23 protein-coding genes are annotated in these 19207 nt (G+C 72.7%); all 23 read left to right on the forward strand.

Annotated elements, in window-relative coordinates:
- Nucleotides 1-41: 41 nt before the first annotated feature.
- The 23 genes from IW245_RS33925 (at nucleotide 42) to IW245_RS34035 (ending at nucleotide 19207) form a co-directional block, all read left to right on the forward strand.
- Entirely contained in the window at nucleotides 42-578 is a 537-nt protein-coding gene (locus IW245_RS33925; protein ID WP_197007189.1) for a hypothetical protein, read from the forward strand.
- Nucleotides 579-595: 17 nt separating this feature from the next.
- Nucleotides 596-1561, forward strand: coding sequence for a DNA cytosine methyltransferase (locus IW245_RS33930; RefSeq protein ID WP_197007190.1), 966 nt, complete (start codon nucleotides 596-598; stop codon nucleotides 1559-1561).
- Complete coding sequence (locus tag IW245_RS33935) at nucleotides 1540-4173, forward strand: phage/plasmid primase, P4 family (protein ID WP_197007191.1); 2634 nt, start codon at nucleotides 1540-1542, stop codon at nucleotides 4171-4173. Before IW245_RS33930 ends, IW245_RS33935 begins: the two co-directional genes overlap by 22 nt.
- Before the next feature lie 273 nt (nucleotides 4174-4446).
- Nucleotides 4447-4971 carry a hypothetical protein gene (locus tag IW245_RS33940; RefSeq protein ID WP_197007192.1) on the forward strand — a complete coding sequence of 175 codons (525 nt, stop codon included), beginning with the start codon at nucleotides 4447-4449 and terminating at the stop codon, nucleotides 4969-4971.
- 13 nt (nucleotides 4972-4984) lie between these two features.
- The gene (locus IW245_RS33945; protein WP_197007193.1) at nucleotides 4985-5422 is read left to right on the forward strand and encodes a RusA family crossover junction endodeoxyribonuclease; all 438 of its coding nucleotides are present in this window, start codon (nucleotides 4985-4987) and stop codon (nucleotides 5420-5422) included.
- A complete protein-coding gene (locus IW245_RS33950) occupies nucleotides 5419-6099 on the forward strand; it encodes a hypothetical protein (RefSeq protein WP_197007194.1) in 681 nt (226 codons plus the stop codon). The genes IW245_RS33945 and IW245_RS33950 overlap by 4 nt, the downstream gene beginning before the upstream one ends.
- Nucleotides 6096-6281, forward strand: coding sequence for a hypothetical protein (locus tag IW245_RS33955; protein ID WP_197007195.1), 186 nt, complete (start codon nucleotides 6096-6098; stop codon nucleotides 6279-6281). The genes IW245_RS33950 and IW245_RS33955 overlap by 4 nt, the downstream gene beginning before the upstream one ends.
- A 173-nt stretch (nucleotides 6282-6454) precedes the next feature.
- On the forward strand, nucleotides 6455-7867 hold the full coding sequence (locus tag IW245_RS33960) for a hypothetical protein (protein WP_197007196.1): 1413 nt from the start codon (nucleotides 6455-6457) through the stop codon (nucleotides 7865-7867).
- Nucleotides 7868-8174: 307 nt separating this feature from the next.
- Nucleotides 8175-8381, forward strand: a complete 207-nt coding sequence (locus tag IW245_RS33965) for a hypothetical protein (protein WP_197007197.1) — start codon at nucleotides 8175-8177, stop codon at nucleotides 8379-8381.
- 1067 nt (nucleotides 8382-9448) lie between these two features.
- The gene (locus IW245_RS33970; protein WP_197007198.1) at nucleotides 9449-9874 is read left to right on the forward strand and encodes a phage terminase small subunit; all 426 of its coding nucleotides are present in this window, start codon (nucleotides 9449-9451) and stop codon (nucleotides 9872-9874) included.
- Nucleotides 9843-11498, forward strand: a complete 1656-nt coding sequence (locus IW245_RS33975) for a terminase large subunit domain-containing protein (RefSeq protein ID WP_197007199.1) — start codon at nucleotides 9843-9845, stop codon at nucleotides 11496-11498. The genes IW245_RS33970 and IW245_RS33975 overlap by 32 nt, the downstream gene beginning before the upstream one ends.
- Nucleotides 11499-11513: 15 nt before the next feature.
- Nucleotides 11514-12902 carry a phage portal protein gene (locus IW245_RS33980; protein WP_233473219.1) on the forward strand — a complete coding sequence of 463 codons (1389 nt, stop codon included), beginning with the start codon at nucleotides 11514-11516 and terminating at the stop codon, nucleotides 12900-12902.
- Nucleotides 12883-14514 (forward strand): VG15 protein, encoded by a 1632-nt coding sequence (locus IW245_RS33985; protein WP_197007200.1) that lies wholly within the window; start codon nucleotides 12883-12885, stop codon nucleotides 14512-14514. Before IW245_RS33980 ends, IW245_RS33985 begins: the two co-directional genes overlap by 20 nt.
- Nucleotides 14511-14729, forward strand: coding sequence for a hypothetical protein (locus IW245_RS33990; RefSeq protein ID WP_197007201.1), 219 nt, complete (start codon nucleotides 14511-14513; stop codon nucleotides 14727-14729). Before IW245_RS33985 ends, IW245_RS33990 begins: the two co-directional genes overlap by 4 nt.
- Before the next feature lie 80 nt (nucleotides 14730-14809).
- Nucleotides 14810-15304 carry a hypothetical protein gene (locus IW245_RS33995; protein ID WP_197007202.1) on the forward strand — a complete coding sequence of 165 codons (495 nt, stop codon included), beginning with the start codon at nucleotides 14810-14812 and terminating at the stop codon, nucleotides 15302-15304.
- Nucleotides 15305-15379: 75 nt separating this feature from the next.
- Nucleotides 15380-16288, forward strand: a complete 909-nt coding sequence (locus IW245_RS34000; RefSeq protein WP_197007203.1) for a phage major capsid protein — start codon at nucleotides 15380-15382, stop codon at nucleotides 16286-16288.
- An 11-nt stretch (nucleotides 16289-16299) separates the two neighbouring features.
- Nucleotides 16300-16767, forward strand: a complete 468-nt coding sequence (locus tag IW245_RS34005) for a Gp19/Gp15/Gp42 family protein (RefSeq protein ID WP_197007204.1) — start codon at nucleotides 16300-16302, stop codon at nucleotides 16765-16767.
- Nucleotides 16764-17084, forward strand: coding sequence for a hypothetical protein (locus IW245_RS34010; RefSeq protein ID WP_197007205.1), 321 nt, complete (start codon nucleotides 16764-16766; stop codon nucleotides 17082-17084). The genes IW245_RS34005 and IW245_RS34010 overlap by 4 nt, the downstream gene beginning before the upstream one ends.
- A gap of 4 nt (nucleotides 17085-17088) precedes the next feature.
- Nucleotides 17089-17394: a DUF5403 family protein gene (locus IW245_RS34015; RefSeq protein ID WP_197007206.1), complete on the forward strand. Its 306-nt coding sequence runs from the start codon at nucleotides 17089-17091 to the stop codon at nucleotides 17392-17394.
- Nucleotides 17394-17798 (forward strand): phage tail termination protein, encoded by a 405-nt coding sequence (locus IW245_RS34020; protein ID WP_197007207.1) that lies wholly within the window; start codon nucleotides 17394-17396, stop codon nucleotides 17796-17798. Before IW245_RS34015 ends, IW245_RS34020 begins: the two co-directional genes overlap by 1 nt.
- Nucleotides 17799-17848: 50 nt before the next feature.
- A complete protein-coding gene (locus IW245_RS34025; protein ID WP_197007208.1) occupies nucleotides 17849-18400 on the forward strand; it encodes a phage tail tube protein in 552 nt (183 codons plus the stop codon).
- A 94-nt stretch (nucleotides 18401-18494) separates the two neighbouring features.
- Complete coding sequence (locus IW245_RS34030) at nucleotides 18495-18908, forward strand: hypothetical protein (RefSeq protein ID WP_197007209.1); 414 nt, start codon at nucleotides 18495-18497, stop codon at nucleotides 18906-18908.
- A 41-nt stretch (nucleotides 18909-18949) separates the two neighbouring features.
- Nucleotides 18950-19207: a hypothetical protein gene (locus tag IW245_RS34035; protein ID WP_197007210.1), complete on the forward strand. Its 258-nt coding sequence runs from the start codon at nucleotides 18950-18952 to the stop codon at nucleotides 19205-19207.

Raw genomic sequence — 19207 nt, forward strand, 5'->3', positions numbered from 1 at the left:
GGGGCGGAACAACTGAACAACAACTCAATAGGGGAAACACCATGTCTTTCGCTGCACCCGCCGCCAGCGGCGGCGACAAGCTCGCCGAGCGCGACGTACTCGGCCACCTGCTGATCGTGCGCCCGGTCGAGTACGTCGAGCAGATCACCACCGCTTTCGGGGACAAGGACGCCGTGCGCGTGTCCGTCGTCGACCTGGACGCCACCGACCCGGACACCGGGCAGCCCGGCCACCGGTTCGACGACGTGCTCTGGTTCGGCGGGCGCCTGGTCGGCAGCCTCAAGCGCCAGCTTGGCGACACGATCCTCGGGCGCATGGCTCAGGGGACCCTCAAGCCCGGCGCCACCGGCAAGCCGCCCTACGAGCTGTCCGACGCCACCTCAGACCCGTCCGCGGTCGCCCGCGCCGAGGCGTGGATCGCGGCGAACCCCCGGTTCACCGCACCCGCCAGCACCAGCCCGGCACCGGCCCCGGCGGCGAGCGCCGCACCGGCCCCGGCCGCCGTGCCCGAGGCGCTGCTCGCCCAGCTCGGCCCGGGGCAGCGGGCGCTGTACGAGAAGCTCGCCGCCCAGGGCTAGCCGTGCCGCTGCATCACGTGAGCCTGTTCGCGGGCGTCGGCGGGTTCGATCTCGCCGCCGCCCGCGCGGGGCTGACCCCGGCGCTCGCTGTGGAGATCGACCCCGCCGCCCGGGGCGTGCTCGCCGACCGGCTGCCGTCCCTTCCCTTGCTGTCCGACGTGCGTGAGGTATCCGCCCGTGACCTGGCAACAGCCGTCCCTGATCCCGCCGACTGCTTTCTCACCGCCGGGTGGCCCTGCCAAGACCTGTCCACCGCAGGCAACCGCGCCGGACTCGACGGCGAGCGGTCCGGACTGTTCTTCGAGCTGCTGCGCATCCTCGACGGGCTGCGCCCCGGCTGGTTCCTGCTGGAGAACGTCCCCGGGCTGCTCACCAGCAACGCCGGGCGGGACATGGGCACCGTCGTCGGGTCGCTGGCCGACCTCGGGTACCGCCTGGCCTGGCGGGTACTCGACGCTCAAGGTTTCGGAGTTCCCCAGCGACGCCGCCGCCTGTACTTTCTCGGCCATCGCGGCGCGGGAGATCCCGCCGCAGTACTACTTGAGCCCGAAAGCGGCGGCGGGCGCGCTGCGCCGTATCGACCGCCGGGGCCGCCGACTGCCGCCGGACCTGCGCGACGCGCTGGCCCTGCTCGCAGCGACACCGAACCCGTGATCGTCGGCCCCTTGCAGACCAGCCGCAGCCCGCGCGGTCACGGAACGGCCGGAGTCAATGACCAGTACGTGTTAGCCGGTCACGTGCGCGTGGCCGGTCCCGCCGCCGTCCGCCGCCTGGTGCCCGTCGAGTACGAGCGCCTACAGGGCTTCCCGGACGGATGGACCGCCACCAGCTACGGCAACCCCCAGGGGGACGTGCCGCGCTTCACCCAGCTCGGCAACGCCGCGCCCGTGCCCGTCGCCGAGTGGATCACGCGGCGGCTGGTCGCACACCACAACTCAACAACAGGAAGGAGTGACCCGCCTTGTTCGACCGCGAAGAGGTAGAGAACTGGCTCGCGCTGCTACACGGCGACTCCCCGGGGCTGGTGCACCTCTGCGGCACCGACGCATGGGCCGGACGCACCTTCACCCCCGACCGGCTCGCCGACGCCGCCGACTACGCCGCCCAGCTCGACGCCGAGGGCCGCGCCGGAATCTACGTCCGGATGACCACCGTCACCCGCGCCCCGAACCGGGGCGAGCGCGGTGGGGCGAACCTGTCGGCCAGCCTGCCGGCGCTGTGGGCCGACCTGGATATCGCCGGCCCCGGCCACAAGGTGGCGCCCGGGTCGCTGCCGCTGCCGCCGACCGAGACCGCCGCCCGCCAGATCATCACCACATCAGGACTCCCCGACCCGACACTGTGGATTCACTCCGGCGGCGGGCTGTACCCGATCTGGTACCTCAGCGCGGCGCACGTCATCGACGGCGACCTCGACGAGCTGGGCGCGCTGTCCGCCAAGTGGCAACACATCATCGGGGCTGCCGCTGCCCGCCTCGGCTGGCATTACGGCACCGGGGTCGGGGACCTCGCCCGGGTGCTGCGCGTGCCGGGCACCGTCAACCGCAAGACGAACGACCCGCGCCCGTGCCGGATCGTCGAGGCCGAGGGCAGCGCGTTCACCCTCGCCGAGCTGCTCGACGCTGCCGCCGCGATCGAGCTGCCCGCCCCGGTCGCGGTCGCCGTCGCCCCCACCGCGCCCCGCGCCCGCGACCTCGCCTCGCGGTTCCGGGCACCGGGCGGCGGGCTCGGCCCGTTCGACGCGCTCGCCGAACACGCCACGTGGGGCGACATCCTCAGCCCGCTCGGCTGGTCCCTTGTGGGACACGAGCGCGACGGCGCCGAGCTGTGGCGCCGGCCCGACGCCACCTCGGCATACTCCGCCCGCGCCAACCACGCCGGCACCCCGACGCTCGTCGTTCACAGCGACGCCGCCGGGCTCCCGTCCGGCCCGGGGCAGCGCCTCACGATGGGCCGAGTCTGGGCGCACCTGCACCACCGGGGTGACGAGCAGGCCGCAGCCCGCGACCTGGCCGCCGCCGCTGCCGGTACCGCCGGGGCGTCGGCCGCCGCGCTCTCGCTGCCGGGCACGGTCCTCGCCGCTGTCCGGGGCACCCGGGGCGCTCGTATCCCGGCACCCCGTGCCAGCCCCGAGCAGCCAACCCCGAGGGCGGCCCCCTCGACCGAAGCGGCACCCGCCGCGCCGGTCGAGCGCCGCCTCGCCCTAGTCGACGGCACCGCCGCCCGCGCCCTACCTGCGCCGGACCCCGAGCCGGTCGCGTCCGGGGCGCTGCCCGTCAGCTTCACCGACGACGGAAACGCCCTCCTGCTCGCCGACACCATCGGGGCCACCACCCGGTACGTGCCCGAGCGCGGCAAGTGGTTGGTGTGGGATGGCGGGCGCTGGGCGTGGGACGACGCCGGGACGGTCATCGAGCGCGCCCGGGTCATGGTCCGGGCGCTGCCCGCAGACGACGACGCCGCCCGCAAGCACCGCACGCGGTCGCTGTCGAGGGCGGGTATCGACGCGATGATCGCCCTTGCCCGCACTGACCGGCGGCTCGTCGCCCCGGCGGCGCTGCTCGACGGCGACCCGTTCGCGCTGTGCACCCCGGGCGGGGTGGTCGACCTGCGCACCGGAAACACGCGGCCCGCCAACCCGGCCGAGCTGCACACCCGGTCCACGCTGGTCACCGCCGATGCCGGGCACCCGGTCGAGCGTTGGTCGCGGTTCCTCGCCGACACGTTCGGGGACGACCCGGACCTCGCCGGGTACGTACAACGCATGGTCGGGTACGCCGCGACGGGCCGCGTGGCCTATCACGTGCTGCCGTTCCTGTTCGGTGCGGGCGGCAACGGAAAGTCGGTGTTCCTCGACGTGGTGCGCCGGCTGCTCGGCGACTACGCCGGGTCGGCCCCGGCTAACTTCCTGATGGCCGGCGCCCAGCAGCACGAAACCGAGGTCGCCCGCCTCGCGGGGCTGCGGTTCGTGATCTGCTCCGAGGTCAACCAATCCGACCGGTTCGACGAGGCGCGCATCAAGCTGCTTACTGGCGGCGACGCCCTGACGGCCCGGTTCCTGCACCGTGATCACTTCACGTTCGAGCCGTCGCACACCCTGTTTCTGATGGGCAACCACCAGCCGAGCGTGCGGTCGGGCGGCGTGAGCTTCTGGCGCCGGTTGCGGCTCATCCCGTTCACGAAGGTCGTGCCCGAGGAACGCCGCGAGGAAGGTCTCGCCGACCGCCTGGTCGACACCGAGGGGCCCGGCATCCTCGCGTGGATCGTCGCCGGGGCAGTCGACGCCCTCGCCGGGGGGCTGCGCGACCCCGACAGCGTGAAGGCCGCCACCGACGACTACGCCGCCGAAGAGGACTCGCTCGCCCGGTTCGTGGACGACCGGTTGCACATCGGGGGCGGCGACCTGGTGCGCACCGCCACCGCCGAGGTCCGCCAGGCGTACGAAGCCTGGTGCGCCGAGGAGGGTGAGCGCGCCATCTCGTCGCAGATGTTCGGCCGCGAGCTGCGGTCGCGCTACGGGGTGACCGTCGCCCGGTCGCACGGTCGGCGCTTCTACACCGCCGTCACGCTGCTCGACGGGGTGCCCGATGCGTAGCCCGGATGCGGCACCGGAACGGGCACCCGAACGGGCACCCGGGCCGCACGGCACCGGGACAGGCCGCCGCCGGGTGCCCGATACCCCCTCGCGGGTGCCCGTCTGGTGCCCGATTTTCGAGGCGACGGGCACCCGCCTTTCCCCAGCTCATCCATAGCGGGTGCCCGATGGTGCCTGAGTTTCAGCGGTATTGGTTCTCACACGCACACATAAGAGAGAACAACCCCCGCCGCGACCGTCACCATCGGGCACCCCCGACCCACGGGGTTCGCCATGTCCGATCACATGATCACCACCCAGGTACTACCCGGCCCGTGCCGCCGCTGCCGCTCCCTGGTCCTCACCGGGGTCGCCGAGGGCGTGCCCGTCAACGCCGACGCGCAGCCCCTCGACCGCGACGGGGTGTTCGCCGCCCTGCTCGGCGGGCGCTCGACCTACGTGCTCCAGCGCGGCGAGCTGGTGCGCCTCGACGCCACCCGTGCCGGGCTCACCGGCCCGGTAGTGGCGGATCACCGATGCGGGGAACCGCTCCCGGCCCCGCCGCCCGCACCGCCGCCGAGGGCTGCCCCTCCGGCCGCGGTTCCGTACATCTCCCGCAACGCGAACCGGGTACGCGAGCACCTGCTCGCCCACGGCCCGGACCTCACCACCGGGGTCGCGGTCCGGCTGGGGCTGTCCGTCGAGACCGCCGAGAACTTGCTACGCCGCCTGGTCGCCGCCGGGCAGGCCGAGCGCATCGCGGGCGTGATCCCCGCTCCATGGCGCGCTGTCGCCGCCGAACTCATCCCGCCGTACTAAGGAGGCACACCCCTTGTCCGAACTCATTGCCTCGTTCTACGCCTACGGCGACCCCGCCCCGCAAGGCAGCCTCAAGCACGTCGGCGGCGGGCGCCTGGTCGACTCGTCGCGCCGACTCCGGCCGTGGCGCCAGCTCGTCACCGCCGCCGCCCGCGAGGCGCTGCGGGTGTCCGGGCAGACCGAGCCCCACCTCGGGCCGGTGCAAGTCCTGGCCGTGCTCACGGTGCCCAAGCCCAAGAGCGCCCCCAAGCGCATCCAGACATGGCCGAGCAAGCGCCCCGACGTCGACAAGCTCGCCCGCGCCATCCTCGACGCCCTCACCGACGCCGGGGTGTGGCACGACGACGCCCAGGTCGTCGAGTTGACGGCCGTGAAGGTCTACCCCGACGAGCACCCGCTCGCGCTGCCGACGACCGGCGCCTACATCCAGATTTGGAGCGTGACCGAGTGAAGACCCTCCCCGCCGTACTGTGCTGCTCGCCGCGCTGCGCCCGCACCGAGGACAAGGCGGCGCTTGACCCGCGCCCGGCCGCCCCGGGCTACGTGCTGTGCTGGACGTGCCGCGACCGCGCCGAGGAATACCTCACCAGCCTCGCCCGGCTGTACCTGGACTGTGAGGCCGCGATGATCCGGGCGACGGGGCTGCACGACAAGGTGTCGGGCACGTCGTCGCCGGGGCTGCCGCTCAACCTGGTCGCCGCCGAGGCCCGGTCGCGGATCGTCGCGGTGCTCGCGGAGTGGGCCGGCATGGTGGTCGACGAGCGGGGGGTCGACGCACCGAAGCGGGAAGCGGGCGCCCTGGTCGACTTCCTGCTCGGTCAACTCCGGTGGCTGGGCGCGCACCCGGCCGCCGGGGACCTGTGCGACGAGCTGGCCGACCTGGTGCACGCCGCCGACCGCGCGGCCTATCCCAGCCCGCCCCGGCGGACCCAGCTCGGGCGGCGATGCCTGTTCACCGAGTGCGGCGGCGTGCTGGTCGGGGTGGTGCACGTCGACCGCCCGGAACGGTCCCGCATCGAGTGCGACCTCGACCCGGCCGCGCACCGCTGGGCACGTGATCAGTGGATGGCGGTACGCCGCGCCGCGAAGGTCACCCCCGTCGCCCGCCCGGTCGGGATGGCGGCGTGAGCCGGGTCGCGGCGCTGACCGCCGCCGACGTCTCCGCGTTGTCCGGCCGCCCGCTGGGCACGATCTACCGCCTCGCGTCCGAGCAGCGCTGGCGGCGTCACCGCGAGGCGGGCAAGGTGTTCTACCTGCTAGAAGACGTCGAACACCTGCTCGTAACGACCCCCACAGCCAAGATCCATTGACCAGCTGACCTGGACCGAAGAGGATAGGTACCAGGTTGGTGCACTGCACCCCAGAGAGCCCCGGAGCCCAGCAGGGCCCGGGGCTTTCGCATGCCGTCGCCCCGCCCGGCCGCACCGGGCAACACACAGCGCTTACCGCCTAGGCCGTCAGAGACGGCGGGAGGCGGGGCGACATGGCGAACGTTCGCAGCACCAGCCGCACACCTGACGGACAGCCCGCGCACCCGGTCACCGTGGTCGCCGAGCTGGTCACCGCCTCCCCGAACCTCGCCGGGTACCTCCCCGACGGGGCGATCGTGCACCGCGCCCAGGTCGACGCCGACCCGGCGGGCCGCTGGTCGCTCGACCTCACCCCGAACAGCCTGATCACCCCGGCGGGCACCCACTACGCGCTCACGGAGTACACCACCACCGGCACCTACCGGCACACGATCGTGGTGCCGACCGGCGGACCTCACGAGCTGCGCGACGTGCTCGCCGTGCCCCCGCCCCCGCCAGCGCCCCTCGTGCCCATCGGCGGGGGCGGGGCAGTGACCAGCGTGGACGACCGAACCGGGGCGGTCAGCCTGGCCGACCGGTACGCGCCCCTCGCGCACACCCACACCGGGTACGCTGCGACCGGACACGTTCACGACGAGCGGTACGCCCAGCTCGGGCACGCGCACCCCGGCTACGCCGACGCCGCGCACACCCACGACAGTCGGTACGCGGCCCTCGCCCACGATCACCCCGGCTACGCCCCGACGTCCCACCTGCACGACGAGCGGTACGCGCCCCTCGCGCACGACCACGACACCCGCTACGACGCGCGGTACGCCGCACTCGGGCACGCTCACGCCGGGTACGCCGTCGCCGGGCACCTGCACGACGACCGGTACCCGCTGCTCGACCACACCCACCCCGGCTACGCGCTCGCCGCCCACGACCACGACACCCGGTACGACGCGCGATACGCCCAGCTCGGGCACACCCACGCCGGGTACGCCGCCGCCGCGCACACCCACGACGCCGCCGCCCTGGTGTCCGGGGTACTCGACCCGGCCCGGTTGCCGCTGGTCAGCCTCGCACAGCGCCCGATCCCGGGCCGCTGGTCGATCGTCCCGCCCGTCGGGCCGGTCACCGCGTCGATGACGCTGACGCTCGGCGAGCTGTTCCTCGTGCCGTTCCTGGTGCACCCTGGCAGCATCGCCGATCAGTTCTCGGTGGACGTGTCGCCCAGCGCGGTTGGCGCGTCGATCCGTTTCCTGATCTACGGCGCGACCGCCGCAGGGCAGCCCGCCGCCCAGCTCGCCGACCTCGGGCTCGCCGACGCGAGCAGCACCGGGGCGAAACTGTGGGCGCCGTCCGGCGGTACGTACACGTTCACCGCTCCGGCCTACTGGTTCGGGCTGCTCGCCCAGGGCGCCGCCCCGGGTGTCCGGGCCGCCTCGACCTGGCACCCGCTGGTGGCCAGCGACGTAGCCCCGTCGGGCACCGGCACCGCCAGCGCCTACGGGCAAGCCGGAGTCGGCACCACGCCACCCCCGAACTTCACCGGCACCGCCCCGCGGTCCGCCCCGCGCGTCGCCGTGCGGTGGGCCCCGTGACCGGGCGTTGGGCAGGCTCTACCCGGGCCCAGCAGCTACCGCCGGACTGGCCGCGCCGCCGCGCCCGCGTGCTCGTCCGCGACGGGTACCGCTGCACCACGATCACCGAGTACGACGAGCGCTGTACCGAACCGGCCGACGAGGTTGACCACATCAGGCGCGGGTCGGACCACAGCCTTTCAAACCTCGCCTCAATCTGCTCGTGGCACCACGCCAAGAAGAGCGCGCGCGAGGGCGCGACCGCCGCGCGGTTCGCTCGACCATCCCGCTACCGCCCCGCCGAGCCACACCCCGGAGAGACCAGACCATGAGCGACACCGTCACCGTGAAGATCCTGCGCCGGGTCGGGCAGCACCAGCGCGGCGCGATCGTCGAGTATGACCGTGCGTCGGCCGAGTTCCTGATCGCCCGCGAGGTCGCCGAGCAGCTCGACGAGCAGCCCGCCCGAGCCAAGCGCCAGCCCGCCCGGACGCGCACCGCCACCGAGCCGACCGTCACAGAGGGTGGGGAGTGACCCCCTCGACCTCGAAAAGGTCCATCGGACAGTCATAGCTTCCCAGCGGCTGTACGGGTTTCCAGGCGTGACGCTAGACGCGCCGTGACCGGCGCTTCCCTACGCGCGATAGTCCGGTCGTGAGAGCCCTCGGCACCGTACCTTCATCAAGCACCGGCTTCGAGGTCACCTCGGCGCTGGTGTGCCGCAGGAAGGCCCGCAAGGCTGGTAGCCCGTGCTGGTCGCACAGGTACTGCGCAGTGCGCAGGTAAGCGCGGTGCCGCAGGTAGCTGAAGAGACCTACGATCGCGGAGGTCGAGAGGCCAGCCAGCAGGAGGAAGCCAACACTTGGCATGGAAGAACAACCCTTCGGGGTCGTTCCCGGTAGCCAGATCCGGGCGCTGCGGCGGGCAAACCAATCTCTTGCTGGTCGCACACTCACCTTGATGCAGACGGGCTCCAATATTCAGCCTCGAACGCTACCAGCTAGCCTCACCGCTTCGCGCGCCAGGTCTCAGCTGGTGGGTGGAAGGTTTGCCTTGCGACGCTATACCGCGTGGTAGGCGATTCGTCAGCGAATGCGGCTTTCAGGTCCTCAAGGTCTTCCGGTGGACAGTTCACCAGATTGACGGCCCATCTCATCCACATAAGATCCAATTTGGCTTGACCGTGCGGACAACCAGTCGCAACCCAGTGCATCGGCGGCCCGTCTGGATTCATCGACAAGGGCCAGTTGAGGAACCCGTATGAAGTACTTCGTCTCGTGTAGGCCAGAAAGATAAATCGAGAGCCGCCATCGTGGTCATCCCGGAGTGGAAGCCGGTACACCCCTGCCAGCTCGCACCCTCGTACTGGGCACCGGATGGCTACCTCCCACATCTTGTTTGAGACGGGTAGCGGGGCGTCATGCAGCCACTGCGCTGCCGCATAGGCGCGTTCCCAGTAGTGCTCGCGTTCGGCGTCGGTGTCGCCCCAGATCGAATGGTCGCGCTCGCCCACCTCATGCATGGTTCTCAGAATGCCCGATCCGCGTGTGCACTTGCGAATGTCGCTGAACCTTGCCCGCACATGACCGTTGGGGGTGAGCGATGCCCGCCACCCGTGGCCCAGTGCCCAAGCGTTCCGACCAGCGCCGCCGTCGTAACGCTGGCGAGCCGGTCACCAGCATCACCCCGGCGGCCGAGCCGGTTGACGCCCCGCCGCTGGGTTTCCCGGCGCACGAGCTGGCCGCCGACTGGTACTCGTCCCTCGCCGAGTCCGGCCAGTCGCAGTACTTCGAGCCGTCCGACTGGCAGGCGGCCCGGCTGCTCGCCTACGACCTGACCCGCCATCTCAACTCGGGGCGGGTGTCCGCGCAGATGCTCGCCGCGGTCTGGTCGGCGATGGGTGACCTCCTGACCACCGAGGCCGCCCGGCGGCGTGTGCGCATGGAGATCGAGCGCGACCAGGGCGACGAGGACCTCGCGGGGGTGACGGCGCTTGATGAGTACCGCCGTGCACTCGGCGCCGGCTGACCCGCCGCGCGTCGAGCCTGTCAGGATCGGCCCCGTTGGGCTGCCGCGCTGGTCGCTGGGCTGGGACATGCTCGCCTGGTCGGCCCGCTACCTGCTCCAGCCGGACGGGCCCGACGCCGGTCGCCCGTGGCGCTTCACCCCGGAACAGGCCCGTTTCCTGGTCTGGTTCTACGCGATCGACGAGCGCGGCAAGTTCACGAACCGGTACGCCGTGTATCGCCGCCTCAAGGGCGCCGGGAAAGATCCCCTCGCCTCGGCAGTGTCCAGCCTGGAATTCGTCGGCCCGTGCCGGTTCGGCGGGTGGCGCGCGGACGGCACTCCGATCGTGGTCCCGCACCCCGCGCCGTGGGTGCAGATCGCCGCCGTGTCCCGGGATCAGACCCGTAACACCATGACCCTGTTCGGGCCGATGCTGTCGCGTAAGGCGATCGAAGAGTTCGGCATCGACCTCGGCAAAGAGATCATCCACAGCCGCCGGGGCGGGCGTATCGAGGCCGTGACCAGCTCGCCCCGCGCGCTGGAAGGTGGCCGCGCGACCCTGGTCATCAAGAACGAAAACCACCACTGGATCGGGTCGAACTCTGGGCACGAGATGTCCGAGGTCATCGCCCGAAACGCCGCTAAGTCCAGGGACGGGGCGTCCAGGGCGCTCGCCATCACCAACGCGCATGAGCCCGGCGAGGACAGCGACGCCGAGCGCGACTACGACGCGTGGTTGTCGATCCAGGCTGGTCGCAGCATCGCCGATGGGCTGTTGTACGACTCGATCGAGGCGCCGCCCGACACCGACCTCGCCGACCCTGCCTCGCTGCGGGCCGGGCTGATCGCGGCCCGGGGCGACTCGATCTGGTTGGACGTCGACCGCCTGGTCGCCGAGATCCAGGACCCGCGCACGCCGCCGAGCATGTCGCGCCGCTTCTACCTCAACCAGGTCGTTTCGGCCCCCGATGGGTGGTTGACCGCGCCGGAGTGGGACGCGTGCGCCGACCCGGGCCGCGTGGTCGAGGACGGCGAGACGGTCGTCATGTTCTTCGACGGCTCCAAGTCCAACGACGCGAGCGGCCTGGTCGGCTGCTGCGTGTCGGACGGGCATACGTTCGTCATCGACGCGTGGGAGAAGCCCGCCGGCCCCGCTGGCGAGGGCTGGGAAGTCAACCGCGACGCCGTGAATCTGGCCGTGCGTAAGGCTTTCGGCCGCTGGGACGTCGTCGCCTTCTACTGCGACGTGCGCGAGTTCGAGCAGCACGTCGACCTCTGGCGCGACGAGTACGGCGACCGGCTGCTCATCCAGGCCACCACCGGCCAGCGGGCGCACGCGACCGCCTGGGACATGCGCACCCGAGTGCGGGAGTTCACCGCCGCCGCCGAGCGCACCCTCGTCGACCTGGCCGACCGGGCCCTGTCCCACGACGGCGACCCCCGGCTACGCCGGCACGCCCTCAACGCCCGCCGCCGGCCGAACCGGTACGGGGTGGGGCTGGGCAAGGAATCCCGAAATTCCGACCGCAAGGTCGATCTCATCGTCTGCGCCGTCGGCGCCCGCCAGGCCCGCCGCGACCTGATCGCTTCCGGGGCGCTGCTCAAGCGCCGCAGCAACCGAACCGGCCGTGTCTGGTCGTTCTGACCCGAGGGGGTGACTGTGCCCCTGGTCCCCGCCCTCGACCCGGCCGCAGTAGTCGAGCTGGCCGCCGAGCTGCTGCCGCGGTTTCGCACCGAGCGCCAGCGCCTCGACCGGATCGACAAGTACATGCGCGGCCAGCACGCCGGCCCGTACACGCCCAAGTCTGCGTCGAAGGAGTACAAGCTACTCGCCGAGCGCGCCCGGACGAACCTGCTCCCGCTGGTCGTGTCGGGCGTGGCTCAGGCGTTGTACGTGTCGAACTTCCAGCGCAGCGACGGCACCCCGGGCCGGGGCTGGGCGCACTGGCAGGCCAACCGCATGGACGCGCGACAGACCGCGATCCACCGGGCGGCGCTGACCTACGGCACGGCCTACGTCCTGGTGCTGCCGGGCGTCGACCCGCTGACCAAGGTGTCGATGCCCGTCATCCGGGGCGTGTCCCCGCGCCGCATGATCGCCGCGTGGGACGACCCGGCCGACGACGACTGGCCGCGCTACGTGCTGCGCGTCGACCCCGCCCCGGGCGGCGGGTGGGCGCTGCGCCTGTACGACGCCACCCACGTCTACTACCTCAGCGCCGACCGGGGCGACGGCATCACGTTCGTGCGGGCCGAGTGGCACGGCGCGGGCGTGTGCCCCGTGATCGCGTTCCGGGCGCTGCCGGACCTTGAGGGCAGGGTGCTCGGCGAGGTCGAGCCGCTGATCGACTCTCAGGACCGGCTGAATCAAACCATCTTCGACCTGTTGGTTAGCCAGTCGTTCGGGTCGTTCGCCATCCGTTACGTGACCGGCATGGCCCCCGAGGTCGACGCGGACGGCAAGCCCCGGCCCCTGGCCGTGGACGCCCGCCGCCTGCTGATGGCAGCCGACCCCGACACCCGGTTCGGGCAGCTCGACGGCGCGAACCTCTCGCCCCTGCTGGAGTCGGCGGACGCGTCGATGCGGCACATGGCCGTCATCTCCCAGACCCCCGCCTCAGACCTGCTCGGCCAGCTCGCCAACCTCAGCGCCGAGGCGCTCGCCGCAGCGCGCGACGGCCAGACGCGTAAGCGCACCGAGTACGAGACCGGGTTCGGCGAGAACTGGGAACAGGTGCTACAGCTCGCCTCCGCCGTCGCGGGCGACGAGGAGGGCGCGCGCGAAACGGCGGCCGAGGTCCGTTGGCGCGATATGGAGGCCCGTTCCCTGTCGCAGATTGTCGACGCGCTCGGCAAGGCCGCGACGATGCTCGGCATTCCGCCGGAGGCTCTCTGGTCGCGGATTCCGGGCGTGACTCAGACCGAGGTCAACGAGTGGAAGGCGCTGCGCCGCGACTCCGACCCCCTCGCTGCCCTGGCCGACACCCTCGACCGGCAGGCCCGGCCGACCGGAACGGCGGGGGCACACGATGGCGGCGAGGCTGGCTGACCGTACCGCGCTCACCGAGCAGCACCGCCGCGCCCAGCTCGGCGTGCGTGCTCGGTTCGCCGCCGAGTTCCTCGACCTGTGGCCGGTGCTCGACCCGTTCCGGATCGCCGCGACCGCGCCGCGCTGGCTGCGCCTCGCGGTTCCGCTCGTGCACACCCACCGCGCCCGCTCGGCCGAGCTGTCGACGCGCTACGTCGGCGAGTACCGGCGCCTCGCACTACCCCGGGCGCTCGGTCCCGCCCCAGTTCCGGCCCCGGTTCCGGTGAGTTCCGACGCTGTTCGGACCTCGCTTCTCGTCACCGGCCCGGCCACGATCCGCCGCCGGACCCGTGACGGGCTGACGGTGGCCGAGGCCGCGCGGGTCGCCTCCGTTCGCGCGGTCGGCGCGGCGTCGCGGCACGTGCTCGACGGCGGGCGCGACCTGGTGCGCGAGACGGTCAAGGCCGACCGGCTGGCGCTGGGCTGGGCGCGTGTCTCTGACGGCTCACCCTGCGCGTTCTGCGCGATGCTGCTGAGTCGCGGCCCGGTGTACAAGTCGGCGCACGGGGCCACCGTTGCCGAGGACGGCGAGGCGTACCACGACGGGTGCGCCTGCCAGGTGGTGCCGGTCTACTCCCTCGACGACCCCTGGCCCGGCAACGGGCGGGAGTACGAGAAGCTCTGGCAGGACGTCGCCGCAGGCTCGCGCGACCCGCTGAACGCGTTCCGCCAGGCCCTCAAGGACCGCAACACCGCCGGGCCCGCGCCGGAACCGGGCGAGCAGCTGGTCGACGCAACCGCGCCGGAACCCGACCGGGAACCCGCCGACACCGAGCCGGACGCGCCCGCAACCGGTCAGCTCGACGACGCCGCCCTCACGGAACTCGACGACGACGCGCTCGCCGACGAGTTCGCCCGGTGGAGCTCGACGGCGGAACCCGACGAGGCGTACCTCGAACGCGTCCTCACCGAGATGGACCGCCGCGAGGCCGACCCGGAACCCGACCCGGACCCGCTCGACGGCGTGCCCCTCGACGAGCTGCTCGACTCCGAACTCGTCGACCTGTACGACGAACACGCGGGCAACCCGGCCGTGGTCGCCCGGATCGAGGCCGAACTCGCCCACCGCGACGCCGACCGCGAGGCCGGCGACCCGTGGCTCGACTACGACCACCACGACCCCGAGCAGCACCTCGACGCGCTGCTCGCCAAGGGCTGGGACTACAAGGACGCCTACGCCGAGGCGTACAACCTCGACCCGGCCGACCTCGACCGCCAGGAACGCGCCGCCGCCGTCGACGCCCAGCGCATCACGGGCGAGACCCGCGAGCAGACCGTACGGCGGCTGTACGACGAGTGGGTCGCGCTCCAGTACATCGAGGCCGAGAACCACACCCGGGGGCACCTGCTGTCCCGCGCGGGCGAGGCCGCCGGCATCGACCCCCTGTCGCTGTTCTCGGGCACCACCGCCAGGGCCCGGAAGTACGCTTCCGAGGACCTGCAACGCTTCTGGGCCGAGCAGGCGCCCCGGCAGACGCTCACGGAGTTTCGGGCCGCGCTGCTCAACCGTGACGCCGATGTCGTCGCCGCCGCCCGGACCCGGATGCAGGGCAACGGAAGGGACTTCCTGTGACCAGCCCCGAACCGGCCCCGTCCGGCCCGACGCGCGTCGAGCTGCTCGCCGCCCTGCGCGCCGGCCGTTTCGCGGGGCGTCGGGGGCTGGGCCTGAACAAGTGCCCGTACAACCCGGCTGGCGACGGGCGCGACCGCATCGTCGCCCGCCGCTGGGTCGGCGCCTACCTCGCCGAGCATCCCCACGACCCGGGCGTCGTCGACTACGACGCCTGACCCCAGCGCCACCAGCCCCCGGAGCCCCAGCGGCCCGGGGGTTTCTTTATGCCCACACACAGCCCCAGGAGGGCAACACCGTGTCTGATGACCCGACCGGCCAGGAGCCGACCAGCACCCCCACCGACCCGGCGCCGACCGGCACCGCGCCGCCGTGGGAGCGCGACGGTACCCCGTTCGACGCCGACCGCGCCTGGTCGCTGATCGAGGGACTCCGCACCGACCTCGCCAAGGCCAAGGCCACCCCGCCACCGGCCGCGCAGCCCGCCCCGGCCGCCGCGCCGGACCCCTCCGGAGAGGTCGCCGAGCTGCGCGCCGAGCTGCTCCGCGAGCGCCTCGCCCGCCGGCACGGACTCGACGACGACCTCGCCGCGCTGCTCGGTTCGGGCACCGAGGCCGAGATCTCCGCCCGCGCGGAGCTGCTCGCTGCGCGCCTCGCCGGGGCGACCCCCACCGCGCCACCGGTCGCCCGCCGCCCGGTCGCCGCCCTGCACGCCGGGGCCGACCCGACCGCGCCGCCGGAGGAGACCGACCCGGCCAAGCTCGCCGGCCAGGTCCGCCGGTCGCGTTTCTAACCCCCGCTTTCCCGTTCGGCCCCACCGCCACGGCGGCCGACCGGCCACCCCTCGACCCTCTGGAGGTACCCCGCCGTGGCTCACACCTTCCTCAAGCCCTCCGTCATCGCCAAGACTGCGTTGGGCCTGCTTCAGCGTGAGATCGTGCTGCCCGCGCTCGTGTGGCGTGACGCCGCGCCCGACTTCACGGGCGCGTTCAACGACACGGTGTCGCTGCGCGTTCCGGCGCGTGCCAAGGCCCGCCGGCTGGCGCTGCGCGACCGGACCAACCCGATCGTCACTGACGACCTGACCGAGACCAAGGTCGACGTCAGCCTCGACACGCACGTCTACCACGCCGCGAGCGTCACCGATGAAGAGCTGTCCCTCGACATCAGCTCGTTCGGCGAGCAGATCCTCGCCCCCCAGGTGCGCGCCATCGCCGAGGACATCGAGGATCAGGTCGCCGCCGAGATGACCGGCGCCACCTACGCGACGTCCCTGGTGCTCGACGCGAACAAGCCCGAGAACACGCTCGTGGACGCCCGCGCCGCGCTGAACAAGCAGAACGTGCCCATGTCCGAGCGGTTCGTCGTGGTCGGCACCGACATGGAGTCGCTGTTCCTCAAGGCCGACGCCCTCAAGCGCGTCAACGAGTCTGGCTCTGACTCGGTGCTCACCGAGGCCAAGCTCGGACGCCTGCGAGGCTTCGACATCTACGTGTCCAACGCGCTCCCGGCGGGCGTCGGGTTCGCCTTCCACCGCTCCGCCTACGTGCTGTCGATGCGCGCCCCGGCCGTCCCCGACGGTGCCACCTTCGGACAGTCGGAGTCCTACGCGTCGATGGCGATGCGCTGGCTCCGCGACTACGACGCCGCGTACCTGCGCGACCGCTCCGTCGTGTCCGTGTTCACCGGTACCAACGTGGTCGCCGACGGGCCGGACGGCCCCGACGCCGGCACGGCGCCCGACTTCGTGCGCGCGGTCAAGCTCACGCTTGTGTAGGGGGCGCCCTGATGCTGCCCCCGCTCGCCGAGCTGCCCGCCGTCGAGGCCCGCCTCGCCCGCACCCTGACCGGCCCGCAGCGCGCCCGCGCCCTGGCGCTGCTCGACGACGTGTCCGCCGAGATCCGCCACACCACCGGCCGCGCGTGGGTCGGCCCCGGCGGGGGACTCGACCCGGCGCGGCCCGACGTGCTGGGGGTGGTCGCCGCCGCCGCGACCGTCCGCGCGCTGACCAACCCCCAGGGGCTCAGCGCCGAGACGGTCGGGGAGTACTCCCGCCGGTTCGCCCGCGACGAGCCGGGCGGCGGGGTGTATCTCACCGAACCTGAGCGGCGCATGCTGCTCGCCGCCGTCAACGTCACGGGTTCGCTCGTGTCCGTGCCGACCGTCCGCGACGTGGACGTGTCCGACTCGACCCTGTGGAAGGGCGACGGGTACGGCGGCGACCTGCTGGCGTGGGAGAGCTGGGCCGACTGGTGATCCTCCCGCACACCCTCACCGTCCATTACTCCGAGGCGTCGCTCGACCCGGACGGCAACCCGGTCCGCCGGCCCGGCCCGGTCGGGGTCGACGTGGCCGCGTTCGTGCAGCCGCACCGCACCCGCGAGGCCGGCGACGGGCCAGGCAGCGACGAGCAGCTCGTCGCCTACCTCGACGGCGACGCCGCCCAGCTCGACGCGTGGTCGGCCGCGGTTTCTGATGGCGTCCGGTTCGAGCTGCTCGGCCCGGCCCAACGCCACGGCTCACCTGACCAGACCGTCGCCTACTGGCGGGTGATCCTGCGCCGAGCGAGGTGACCTGATGCCCCAGCCCCGCAAGGGCATCGAGCGCCGCCTCGCCCGCCTCCCGGTCGTCAAGGCCGAGGTTCGTGCCGTCGCCGAGCAGGTGCTCGCCGCCGCGAAAGCCCGCGCCGCCGAGCACTCCGACGACGGGACGTTCGCCGAGTCCCTCTACATCGGCAAAGGCAAGACCGACCTACGCGTCGAGTCCGACGACCCCGCCGCGCAATCCAAAGAGTTCGGGCACCTACAGAAGAAGTCCCGCCGCCCGGTGCCGGGCATGCACGCCCTCGGCGGCGCTGCCGCAGACGTCGCCGGGGGTGCCTGATGCTCCCCGACGCCGAGCGCCTCGCCCTCGCGTACCTGCGCGCCCGCCCCGCCCTGGCGGGGATTCGCTTCGGTACCGAGCGCCCCGTCGACCTCGCCGAGCGCGTGCCCCTGGTCGTCATCGAGCGCATCGGCGGCGTCTCCAGCGCGCCGAGCTGGCGCGGCGGGGCCCTGTCCGACCGGCCCGCGATCCACCTACAGGCATGGCACGGCCCGCACCGCGCCCACGCCCGGACCCTGCTGCTCGCCGTGCTGCACGAGCTGGCCCTCGCCCGGGGCGTCGTGCTCCCCGAGGGCGTCATCGTCCGCGCCGCCGTGCTCGCCGGCCCCACCGCCGTGCCCGACCCCGGCGCTCCCGAGCACCTGCACCGGCACACCGCGACCGTGCAGCTCACCACCCGATAAGCCCCTCACCGCCGCGCCGCCTGGCGCTTCCCTCGAAGGAGGTCGCGCCGATGGCGCTTTCTGACGACGCCCTGATCATCCCCGGAATCGGCTACGTGTACGACGCACCCGCCGGCACCGCCAAGCCCGCCAGCCTCACCAACCCCGCCGCTCCGTGGGCCGACACCGGCCACACGTCCGAGGACGGGCTCAAGATCTCCTTTGAGATCAGCAAGACCAAGCGCAAGACGTGGCGCGCGCGGGCCGGCGTGCGGGTGTCGGTCGACGAGATCTCGCTCAAGCTCGGGTGGACCGCGCTTCAGCTCGACAACGCCTCGCTGTCGATGTACTTCGGCGGCGGCGACATCAGCGCGCCCGGCGCGTTCGGTGTGCTCAAGTCCCCGGTCCCGGTAGAGCGGGCCCTGTTCATCCGGCTCGTGGACGGTTCGAAGGAAGCCGACATCTACGTCGCCAAGGTTGCCATCTCCGCCGCCGGAGAGGTCACCGCCAGCCCCGGGGACTTCGCCGGGTTCGAGCTGGAGGCCGAGGTACTCGACCACGCCGCCGCCGCGCACCTGATGCAGTGGCTCGCCCCGAACCTCGGCACCCCCGCCGGGGGCTAGCCACCCAGTCACCCCGGGGCGGACGCCGCCGCAGACCCGCCCGCCCCGGGGCACCCCTTTCGGTCTGCGCACAACTTCATAGGGAAGGTCTGCGATGAACGTTGACGCTCTGGCAGCCGAGGCGACCCGCGCCCCGGGCGACCCGCTGCTCGTGCGCACCATGCACGGGCGGGTGTGGCGGTTCGGACAGCTCGACATCCGCCCGGCGGCGCTGCGCCGGTATGCGACCCTGGCCGACCGCCTCGCCGGCCGCGCCGACCACCAGATCGCCGCCACCGAGGCGATCGAGGTCTCAGCGGTCGCCGAAGACATGCTCCGCTCGGCGCTGCCCACGGCCGACCGCGAGGCGTTCGACACCGCCCCGTTCTCCGGCACCGAGATCGGCGCCATGATCGCCGACTACTTCGGGGCGCTGGGCGTGGGCCCGGGGGAATCTGTGGCCTCGCGCGCCTCCTCGTCGAGCACGCGGGGCCGGTCGAGGCGGACCTCGCGCCGGTCGCGGCGCTAGGCGACCTGTGGACCGGGCGCCTGACGCTGCGCCGCCTGGCGGTGCTCGTATCGGCGCTAGGGCCGACGTCGCGCCTGGCGGTCGCGCTCCGCGGTTCCGAACATGACGGCTGGGGGCTGGCCGAGCACCTGCTCGCCTCCCTGGTCGACGCCACCCAGGCCACCACGCACGCCGTGATCCAGGTCAACTCCCGCAAGCGCGTCCGCCCGCCGGCCCCGTTGCCGCGCCCTGGTGCTCGCCCCACCCGCCGCGTTGTTCGGGTGGCTGATCTGCCCGGGGCCCGCCCCGTGTTCACCTGA

It is taken from the genome of Longispora fulva, from assembly GCF_015751905.1.
Taxonomy (GTDB): domain Bacteria; phylum Actinomycetota; class Actinomycetes; order Mycobacteriales; family Micromonosporaceae; genus Longispora; species Longispora fulva.